The organism is Streptomyces humicola, assembly GCF_024436035.1.
In the GTDB taxonomy this organism is placed as follows: Bacteria; Actinomycetota; Actinomycetes; order Streptomycetales; family Streptomycetaceae; genus Streptantibioticus_B; species Streptantibioticus_B humicola.
In genome coordinates, this window is record NZ_JANFNG010000016.1 from 134,294 (window position 1) to 143,902 (window position 9,609).

Here is a 9,609-nt window from a genome sequence, read left to right on the forward strand (position 1 = left end):
CTGAGGATCAGCCATGGCAGCTCTGTCCCCGCAGCTCAAGCAGGCCACCGGCGTGCTCGCCGAACGCGGCGAAGGCGTCCACATCCACGGCGCCGACGGTCGCCGCTATCTCGACTTCACCGCCGGCATCGGCGTCACCAGTACCGGTCACTGCCACCCGGTGGTGGTGCGCGCCGCCCAGGAGCAGGTGGGCACCCTCATCCACGGCCAGTACACCACCGTCATGCACCGGCCGCTCCTCGCGCTCACCGAGCGCCTCGGCGAGGTGCTGCCGTCCGGTCTCGATTCACTCTTCTACATGAATTCGGGCAGTGAGGCCGTCGAGGCGGCCGTCCGCCTGGCCCGGCACGCCACCGGGCGGCAGAACATCGTGGCGTTCCACGGCGGGTTCCACGGCCGGACGATGGGCGCCGGAGCGCTCACCACCTCGGCGACGAAGTTCCGCGCCGGGATCGGTCCGATGATGCCCGGGGTGGTCATCGCGCCGTTCCCGACCGCCTACCGCTACGGATGGCCGCAGCAGCAGGCCGTGGAGTTCGCCCTCGACGAGCTCGACTACCTCCTCACCACCGTCTCCTCCCCACAGGACACCGCCGCATTCATCGTCGAACCCGTCCTCGGGGAGGGCGGCTACGTGCCGGCCGACGCCGCCTTCCTGCGCGGGCTGCGCGAGCGGGCCGACCGCCACGGGATCCTGCTGATCCTCGACGAGGTGCAGACGGGCGTGGGGCGCACCGGGCGGTTCTGGGGGCACGAGCACTTCTGGGCGCCGGAGGACGGGCGTCGCCTCGCGGACGTGCTGATCACCGCCAAGGGGCTGGCGTCCGGGTTCCCGCTCTCGGCGATCGCCGCGCCGCGCGAGCTGATGGCGAAGGCCCGGCCCGGCTCGCAGGGCGGGACCTACGGCGGGAACGCGGTGGCCTGCGCGGCGGCGCTCGCCACGCTCGACGTCATACGGGACGAGAAACTGGTCGAGAACGCCGCCGAACAGGGGACCCGGCTGCTGGGCGGGCTCCGCGAGGTGGCCGGATCGCATCCATCGGTCGGGGACGTGCGCGGGCTGGGCCTGATGTGCGCCAGCGAGTTCGCCGGGCCCGACAGCCGGCCGGATCCGGCGACCGCCGCCCGGGCGCAGCAGGAGGCGGCCGCGCGCGGGCTGCTGCTGCTGACCTGCGGGCCGCTGGGGAACACGGTGCGGATGATCCCGCCGCTGATCGTCACCGCGGAGCAGGTGGACGAGGCACTCGGGATCTGGGCCGAGGCGGTGACGGTGGCGGTGGCGGCGGCCGGCCACGGGTGAGCCCGTAGACCGCTCTTATGTGTGAGCACGAAGGAAACCAACCGGATGAACGGGACCTCCCTCCCGTTTCACGCATCTCCTCGCTGGTCACGGCTTGATTTCGGCCGCATACCTGGCGCAGTGGCGGGTAGCCGCGCGGCCATGGCCCGCGCCGGCCGATTCGGAAGGCGCGATGACTCAATTGCGCCTGGAGGAGTATGCGTTACCGCAGAAGTGACACTACGGGCACAACGGATGATACGGCGGAAGCATCCCCACCGGTTCCACCGGCGGGCGCGGGTCTCAGCCGGCGCGGCCTGCTGCGCGGCGGAGCGGCGCTCGGCGCCCTGGGCATAGGGTCCGTCGCCGCCACGGGGTGCAGCCGGGTCTCTACCGCCGCCAGCGGAGGAGGCGGCAACCTGCTGGAGCGACTGCGCAAGCAAGGCGTCGTGCGCGTCGGCATCGCAGGCGAGGTCCCGTACGCATACATCGACAAGAACGGACATCTGACCGGCGAGGCCCCCACGGTCTGCGGCACGATCTTCAAGCGGCTCAGCGTACCGCGGATCACACCTGTGCCGATCGACTTCGGCTCGCTCATCCCCGGCCTGCACGCCAACCAGTTCGACGTGGTGTGCGCGGGAATGTTCATCAACCCGACCCGCTGCCAGCAAGTGCTGTTCTCCGACCCCGACTACCAGGTCCAGGACGCCTTCCTGGTCCGCAAGGGCAATCCGAAGAACCTCCACACCTATCAGGACATCGCGAAGAGCGGTGCGGTGATGGGCACAGGAACGGGCTACGCCGAGATCGGCTATGCCACATCGCTCGGGGTCAAGCCGAGCAAGATGGAGATCTTCCCGGACCAGATCAGCGGTCTTGACGGTCTCGAAGCCGGCCGGGTGGACGTCTTCGTCGGCACCAGCCTGACGGTGCGGCTGGCTTTGAAGACCGGCAGTCACCCGGGCATCGAGATGACCCAGCCGTTCATTCCGGTCGTCGACGGCAAGAAGCAGTACGGAGCCGGCGGATACGGATTCCGTCCCGGCGAGACCAATCTGCGCAACGCGTTCAACGCCGAGCTGCTCACGATGAAGCGCAGCGGCGAACTGCTGCGCCTGGTCTCTCCGTTCGGTTTCACCAAGACCGAGATGACGACGCTCACCGCCAAGGAGTTGTGCAGCGGATGACGATCGGACTCTTCGAACTCCTGCTCAAGGGCTTGTGGCTGACGGTCCAGCTCACGGTCTACAGCGCCGCGCTCGCCGGCGTGATCGCCTTCATCGTCGGGCTGGCCCGGCTGTCCCCGCTGTGGATCGTGCGCTTCCTCTCCGGCGTGTACGTGGAGTTCTTCCGCGGGACCTCGGCGCTGGTGCTGATGTTCTGGCTGTTCTTCGCGCTTCCGCTCACCGGCTGGCAGCTCGCCCCGGTGTGGGCGGGCACCCTTGCCCTCGGCATCTCCTACGGGGCGTACGGCTCCGAGGTGGTGCGCGGTGCGATCAACGCCGTCACCCCGGCTCAGCGCGAGGCGGCGATCGCGCTGAGCTTCACCCCCTGGCAGCGCATGCGTCTGGTGATCCTTCCGCAGGCGGTCCCCACCATGCTGCCGCCCTTCAACAACCTGCTGATCGAGCTGCTCAAGGGCACCGCGCTGGTGTCCATTTTGGGCATCAGCGACCTCGCCTTCAACGCGCAGCTGGTGCGGCTCGCGACCGGGAACAGCGCCCAGGCCTACGGAATCATTCTCGTGATGTATTTCGTGGTCGCCTTCGTCCTGACCCGCCTGATGCGCATGCTCGAACGGCGTGCCAAGGCATCCCTGGGGCAGGGCCCGGCGCGCTCCGCCGCCAAGCCTGCCGCCGTGCCGCCCACTGCTCTTGGCGATGCCGCCAACGACGCCATCGAGACCGGTGGAGGTGCCGCCTGATGAGTACCTGGTCATGGTCGTACGTCGGCCACATCATGCCCGACATCCTCAAGGGCTTGCTGGTGACGGTCGAGGCGACGCTCCTCGGCTCGCTCATCTCCTTCGTACTGGGGCTGGTGTGGGCGCTGGCGCTGCGCTCGTCGACGCGCTGGGTGCGCTGGCCCGTACAGGCCGTCACCGAGTTCGTCCGCAGCACTCCGCTGCTGGTGCAGTTGTTCTTCTGGTTCTACGTGCTGCCGAGCACGGGAGTCTCCTTCTCTCCGCTGACGACCGGCGTCCTCGGCCTCGGGCTGCACTACTCCACGTACACCGCCGAGGTGTATCGGGCGGGGATCGACGGTGTGCCCGTCGGCCAGTGGGAGGCCGCGACCGCGCTGAGCCTGCCGCGCCGCCACACCTGGACCGCGGTGATCCTTCCGCAGGCTGTGCGCCGCGTCGTCCCCGTCCTCGGCAACTACGTCATCGCGATGTTCAAGGACACGCCGCTGCTGGCGGCGATCACCGTGCTCGACATGCTCGGTGAGGCCCGCCTCGACAGCGCGGCGTCCTTCCGCTACATGGAGCCGATCACGGTGGTCGGCATCCTCTTCGTCGTGATCGCGTACCCGACCTCCCTGTTGATGCGAGCCCTGGAGCGCCGTCTTGGCAACTGAAGCGACCGGCAACGAGAAGACCGGAGACGAGAACGTGGACACGGCGGGCGGAGAGCTGGTCCGCTTCGAGAAGGTGGTCAAGCGTTTCGGCGGCAACACCGTCCTGGACCAGCTGGATTTCACCGTCGACGCGGGCAAGCATGTGACGCTGATCGGGCCGTCGGGCTCCGGCAAGACCACGATCCTGCGCCTGCTGATGACGCTCACCCAGCCGGACGAGGGCAGGATCCTCGTCGACGGGCAGCCGCTGGACAAGGAGGTGCGCAAGAAGATCGGCATGGTATTCCAGCAGTTCAACCTCTTCCCCAACATGCGGGTGCTGCGCAACGTCACGGAGGCGCCGGTGCGCGTCCTCGGGCTGAGCAAGGACGAGGCGACCGAGCGCGCCAAGGAACTGCTGGAGATGGTGGGGCTCGGCGACAAGCTCGACGCCTACCCGACGCAGCTGTCGGGCGGCCAGCAGCAACGGGTCGCGATCGCCCGTGCGCTGGCGATGCGCCCGAAGGTGCTGCTGCTCGACGAGGTGACCTCGGCGCTCGACCCCGAACTGGTGGCCGGAGTGCTGGACGTGCTGCGCGACATCGCCAGGACGACGGACATCACGATGCTGTGCGTCACCCATGAGATGAACTTCGCGAGGGACATCTCCGACCGGGTGCTGATGTTCGACTCGGGGCGCGTGATCGAGGCCGGCCCGCCAGAGCAGATCTTCAACGACCCCCAGCAGCAAAGGACTCGGGAATTCCTCAGCGCGGTGCTCTGAAACGTGATTTGAGCCACCAACGGAATTGGTCCGTGACTTAGGCATATGCCAGAGTGGCGCGTCCCTGCGTATACGCGTAAGGCGCGCCACTGAAGTGTTCAACCAGGGCTCCCGAGCGAGAGGTTGGAGCTATCGTGGAATCCGGTCCGGTTGCCGGACTGCGACACGTAACACGACGCAAACGGTCATACCTGCGAGGGGGACACCGTGGCGCTGGAGCACCGACAGATCGCGCCGATCCATGCGGTCCAGCACGCGATGCGTGTACTGGAGACTGTGGACCGCCATGGCTGCGGCGTGACCGCCGACCAGCTATCCCGCGAGACGGAGCTGCCGGTGGGCTACCTGGGACAGCTGCTCGCGATGCTCGAGCGGGAGGGGTACCTCCGCAACATGCAGGGCGGGGCGTACATCGTCGGCGAGTCCGCCGTCCGCCTCGGCAGCAGCTCACGCCAGGAGGCGCTGACCGCGAAGATCAAGGTCATCCTCACCCAGCTGCGCGACGAGGTCGGCGCCGCCGTCTACTTCAGCCGGTACGACGACGGTGAGGTCCAGATCGTCGACTACGCCGACGGCCCGACCGCGCCCAAGGTGAACGAGTGGGTCGACTTCCGCTATGCGGCGCACGCCAGCGCGGTCGGCAAGTGCCTGCTCACCCAGCTCGACGTGGACGGCCGCAGGGAGCACGTCTCACGACACAAGATTGCCCGGCTCACCTCCAAGACCATCACCAACGAGAAGGTTCTGTTCAACAAGTTGGACAGCCAGCCGGCGACGGTGCCCACCCTGGATCTCCAGGAGTACGCAGTGGGCACGGTCTGCGCCGCGGTTCCGGTGACGATCGGCAGTACGGTGGGGTGCCTGGCGCTGTCGATGCCGCTGGAGCGGGCGCACCGGCTGAAGCCGGCCGCGGACACCCTCAACAAGCGGGCGGCGCCGGTTCTGTTGTCGCTGGCGATGTGATAGGGATCCGGCAGCGTTCGGCGCGGTCAGGAGCACCCCTCGGCATCCGGTAGGGTTGTCCGCGAGCGGGCGCCGCTAGCTCAACTGGCAGAGCAGCTGACTCTTAATCAGCGGGTTCGGGGTTCGAGTCCCTGGCGGCGCACTCCACGCAATGGGCGCCCTCCTTTCCGGAGGGCGCCCATTGCCGCGTGCCGAGCCGTCCGCCGAGACGTACGCCGGCCCGCACCGGACCGCCCGCACCCCCTCCCACCTGCGGGTTCGTGCTGTCGGAATGCGCCCTGCGGAACCCCCGGTTAGCCTGACGACAACGGGGGAGAATTCGTGTCCGACAGAGGAGTAAAGCATGGCCACCGGAACCGTGAAGTGGTTCAACTCGGAAAAGGGTTACGGCTTCATCTCGCAAGACGGCGGTGGCCCCGACGTCTTCGTCCATTTTTCGGCGATCACCGACACCACCGGCTATCGCACCCTCGAGGACAACCAGAAGGTGGAATTCGACGTCACCCAGGGCACCAAGGGCCCGCAGGCCGAAAACGTCCGTTCGGCGTGACACAAATCCTCGAGAAGCGGCCTTTGTGACGCGGTCCGTGCCCACCCGCAGCTCTCCGGCTCAGGGAGGCGAGGCAGTCATGGCTGACCGGCACACGCTGTCCATGGTTGAGTGGCACGACGACGGAACATCGGCATCGGCGGTCTGGACGATCTCGGCCGAGGAGCGCGAGCTCGTGACGGCGCTCCTCGGCCGGCGCTCGGATGTCGAGGGCCTGATGACCGCGGAGCAGGCGGACGAGGCCCGCCGGGTCACCTCACGCTGGGTCGCCTTCCCGAAGAAACGCAGCACGTGACAAACATCACAAATCGTGCCACTCCTGTCTCAACCACGTCCACGGCGGCCCCAGCCCGGCGCTGCCGCGCCTGAGCGCGCCGGACAGGCGTAACGGGCACCCCTTCCCGTCGGGTAGGATTTCGGGTCATGCGCCGCTAGCTCAACTGGCAGAGCAGCTGACTCTTAATCAGCGGGTTCGGGGTTCGAGTCCCTGGCGGCGCACTCCAGAGTTTCCCTCTCGGGCTTTCCACCTGGCCTTTCCACGCCGGGTCTTCGCCTGCGCGTCACAGATGGCCATCGCCTTCGAAGGCACGCGGAACGAGGCTCCAGCGATGCCGAAGGTCACGCATCCACGGCGTCTCGTCGACCCCTCGAAGATCGTCGCCGTGGTGGTGTCGGCGCGGGCGACCCCGTTCCGGGCGGGGCTGCGGCGAGCAGCGGGCCGCAGCGAGCAGGACGAGCGTGACCGCTGCCAGCTCGGCCTCGTCGGGATTGCCCCTGACGATGCGGATCACGGTCATCCCTTCCCTCCCTTTCTCCCCACATCCTCGTGGCTCACATCGGCGGGTTGCCGTGCTTGCGGGCCGGCAGCGGCGCGCTCTTCGCACGGAGCATGGCCAGGGCACGGATCAGCGTCGACCTCGTCTCCGCCGGGTCGATGACGTCGTCGACGAGACCCCGCTCGGCGGCGTAGTACGGGTGCATCAGCTCCTCGCGGTACTCGCTGATGCGCCGGGCACGGGTGGTCTCCGGGTCGTCCGACGTCGCAATCTCCCTGCGGAAGATCACGTTGGCGGCGCCCTCGGCGCCCATCACCGCGATCTCGTTGCCCGGCCAGGCGAAGGACAGGTCGGCGCCGATGGAGCGCGAGTCCATCACGATGTAGGCGCCGCCGTAGGCCTTGCGCACGATGAGCTGGATGCGCGGGACGGTGGCATTGCAGTACGCATACAGCAGCTTCGCGCCGTGCCGGATGATGCCCCCGTGCTCCTGGTCCACGCCGGGCAGGAACCCGGGCACGTCGAGCAGGGTCACCAACGGGATGCTGAAGGCGTCGCAGGTCTGGACGAACCGGGCCGCCTTCTGCGAGGCATGGATGTCGAGCACCCCGGCGAGCACGGCCGGCTGGTTGGCGACGATGCCGACGACATGGCCGTCGAGCCGGGCGAAGGCGCAGATGACGTTGGCGCCCCAGTTGGCGTGCACCTCGAAGTAGTCACCGTCGTCGACGGTCTCCTCGATGACGGTCCGCATGTCGTACCAGCGGTTCGAGTCGGCCGGCACCAGGTCGAGCAGCGACTCGGTGCGGCGGTCCGCGGGGTCGGTGGCAGGCTCGAACGGCGGCATCTCCCGATTGTTGGACGGCAGGAACGACAGCAGGTGCCGTACGTCGGCGAGGCACTCCTCCTCGTCGTCGTAGACGAAACCGGCCACCCCCGAGGTGCTTGCGTGCACATCGGCACCGCCGAGCCCGTCGTGGCTGATCTGCTCGCCGGTCACCGCCTGCACCACATCGGGTCCGGTGATGAACATCTGCGAGGTGCCGCGCACCATGAAGACGTAGTCGGTGAGCGCCGGCGAATAGGCCGCGCCCCCCGCGCACGGCCCGAGGACGACGCTGATCTGCGGGATGACGCCCGACGCCTGAACGTTGCGCCGGAAGATACCGCCGTACCCGGCGAGCGCGGTCACCCCCTCCTGGATGCGCGCGCCGGCGCCGTCGCACAGCCCGACCAGCGGGGCACCGGCGGCAATTGCCAGGTCCATCACCTTGTGGATCTTCTCGGCGTGCGCCTCGCCCAGCGACCCGCCGAAGATCCGGAAGTCGTGCGCATACACGAAGACGGTCCGCCCGTGGACGGTGCCCCAGCCGGTCACCACGCCGTCGGTGTGCGGCCTGCGATGCTCCAGGCCGAAGCCGGAAGCGCGGTGCCGGCGCAGGGGCTCGACCTCCGTGAACGAGTCCTTGTCGAAGAGCAACTCGAGGCGCTCGTGGACGGTGAGCTTTCCACGGGAGTGCTGCTGCTCGGTGGCGCGCGGTCCTCCACCCTGCCGGGCTCGCTCCTTGACGTCCCGCAGTTCGGCGGCGCCCGATCGCAGATCGCGACGGGGCGCCGCGAGGGAGGCGAGGTCGTGAGCAGGGGGCTCCTGAACAGTCGTCATGAGACTCTCCACTTATGTCAGGCCGCGTCACGCCACGCGGGACAACGATCCCTGCGTCGATCCCCGCGTCTCGGCGAGACCGAGATCGCGATGGATCTGGAGCGTCGCAGTGCTGCGGTTGAGGGTGATGTAGTGCAGACCGGGTGCGCCTTCGTCGAGGAGCCGCTGTGCCATCGTGGTGGCGTAGTCGACGCCGATGCGGTACGCGGCTGCGGGGTTGTCCTCGGCGCGCGCCAGGCGCTCGGCCAGCTCCGGCGGGAAGGCGGCATTGCTGAGCTCGGCGAAGCGGCGGATCTGCCGGACGTGGGTGGCGGGCATGATGGCCGGGATGATGGGGGTGTCGCACCCGGCGACCGACACGCTGTCGCACAGTCGCAGGTAGTCCTCGACGTAGAAGAACATCTGGGTGAGGGCGTAGTCCGCGCCGGCGCGGCATTTCTCGACGAAATGGCGGATGTCGCTCTGCCAGTCGGGAGAGCGTGGATGACGTTCGGGGAATGCCGCCACACCCACGCTGAAATTCCCCGACTCGCGGACAAGGCCGACGAGTTCACGCGCATAGGTGAAGCCGCCGGGGTGCGGTGTCCAGGGGCCTTGCGGGTCGCCCGGCGGATCGCCACGCAGGGCGAGGACGTCGTGGATTCCGGCGTCCGCGTACTGCCCGATGATGTGGCGGAGTTCGGCCACCGTATGTCCCACGGCGGTGAGATGGGCGACAGGACGCAGCGTCGTCTCGGCGGCGATCCGGTGCGTGGTGGCGATCGTGCGATCCCGTGACGATCCGCCGGCTCCGTAGGTCACGGAGATGAACGTCGGCCCCACGGCCTCGATTCGGCGGATGGATTCCCACAGGATCCGTTCGCCTTCTTCGGTCTTCGCCGGAAAGAACTCGAAGGAGAAGGACCTGGCCCCGGATGCGAGAACGTCGCGCAGGGTGTTCGAGCGGGCGCCTGTGCTCGTGCTCATCCCCGGCCTCCGGTGTTGAAGTATGTGGCTTCGGGGTGGTGGATGACGATGGCGTCGGTGGATTGTTCG

At 68.2% G+C, this 9,609-nt stretch carries 11 protein-coding genes and 2 tRNA genes; 10 read left to right on the forward strand and 3 right to left on the reverse strand.

The annotated features are described in order from the left end of the window. Window positions 1-13: 13 nt before the first annotated feature. From NGB36_RS20530 to NGB36_RS20575, 10 genes are all read left to right on the forward strand, one after another. Window positions 14-1,300, forward strand: coding sequence for an aspartate aminotransferase family protein (locus tag NGB36_RS20530; RefSeq protein WP_255921810.1), 1,287 nt, complete (start codon window positions 14-16; stop codon window positions 1,298-1,300). 197 nt (window positions 1,301-1,497) lie between these two features. After that, the gene (ehuB, locus tag NGB36_RS20535; protein ID WP_255921811.1) at window positions 1,498-2,469 is read left to right on the forward strand and encodes an ectoine/hydroxyectoine ABC transporter substrate-binding protein EhuB; all 972 of its coding nucleotides are present in this window, start codon (window positions 1,498-1,500) and stop codon (window positions 2,467-2,469) included. Further along, the gene (ehuC, locus tag NGB36_RS20540) at window positions 2,466-3,206 is read left to right on the forward strand and encodes an ectoine/hydroxyectoine ABC transporter permease subunit EhuC (RefSeq protein ID WP_255921812.1); all 741 of its coding nucleotides are present in this window, start codon (window positions 2,466-2,468) and stop codon (window positions 3,204-3,206) included. The genes ehuB and ehuC overlap by 4 nt, the downstream gene beginning before the upstream one ends. Next, the gene (gene ehuD, locus NGB36_RS20545) at window positions 3,206-3,859 is read left to right on the forward strand and encodes an ectoine/hydroxyectoine ABC transporter permease subunit EhuD (protein ID WP_255921813.1); all 654 of its coding nucleotides are present in this window, start codon (window positions 3,206-3,208) and stop codon (window positions 3,857-3,859) included. Before ehuC ends, ehuD begins: the two co-directional genes overlap by 1 nt. Then, a complete protein-coding gene (locus NGB36_RS20550) occupies window positions 3,849-4,622 on the forward strand; it encodes an amino acid ABC transporter ATP-binding protein (protein ID WP_372509484.1) in 774 nt (257 codons plus the stop codon). Before ehuD ends, NGB36_RS20550 begins: the two co-directional genes overlap by 11 nt. 207 nt (window positions 4,623-4,829) lie before the next feature. Beyond that, on the forward strand, window positions 4,830-5,585 hold the full coding sequence (locus NGB36_RS20555; protein ID WP_255921814.1) for an IclR family transcriptional regulator: 756 nt from the start codon (window positions 4,830-4,832) through the stop codon (window positions 5,583-5,585). Between the two features lie 69 nt (window positions 5,586-5,654). Next, window positions 5,655-5,727 (forward strand) — tRNA-Lys (locus NGB36_RS20560). 201 nt (window positions 5,728-5,928) lie between these two features. Then, on the forward strand, window positions 5,929-6,135 hold the full coding sequence (locus NGB36_RS20565; protein WP_255921815.1) for a cold-shock protein: 207 nt from the start codon (window positions 5,929-5,931) through the stop codon (window positions 6,133-6,135). A gap of 79 nt (window positions 6,136-6,214) precedes the next feature. Next, entirely contained in the window at window positions 6,215-6,430 is a 216-nt protein-coding gene (locus NGB36_RS20570) for a hypothetical protein (RefSeq protein ID WP_255921816.1), read from the forward strand. 130 nt (window positions 6,431-6,560) lie between these two features. Next, window positions 6,561-6,633 (forward strand) — tRNA-Lys (locus NGB36_RS20575). 62 nt (window positions 6,634-6,695) lie between these two features. On the opposite strand, the gene NGB36_RS20580 is transcribed toward NGB36_RS20575, so the two are convergent. Genes NGB36_RS20580 through metF form a run of 3 tightly spaced genes read right to left on the reverse strand, consistent with a single transcriptional unit; the run spans window position 6,696 to window position 9,540 of the window. Continuing rightward, window positions 6,696-6,932, reverse strand: coding sequence for an acyl-CoA carboxylase subunit epsilon (locus NGB36_RS20580; protein WP_255921817.1), 237 nt, complete (start codon window positions 6,930-6,932; stop codon window positions 6,696-6,698). 34 nt (window positions 6,933-6,966) lie between these two features. Next, entirely contained in the window at window positions 6,967-8,574 is a 1,608-nt protein-coding gene (locus tag NGB36_RS20585; protein WP_255921818.1) for an acyl-CoA carboxylase subunit beta, read from the reverse strand. A 27-nt stretch (window positions 8,575-8,601) separates the two neighbouring features. Then, window positions 8,602-9,540 carry a methylenetetrahydrofolate reductase [NAD(P)H] gene (gene metF / locus NGB36_RS20590; RefSeq protein WP_255921819.1) on the reverse strand — a complete coding sequence of 313 codons (939 nt, stop codon included), beginning with the start codon at window positions 9,538-9,540 and terminating at the stop codon, window positions 8,602-8,604. Window positions 9,541-9,609 lie beyond the last annotated feature (69 nt).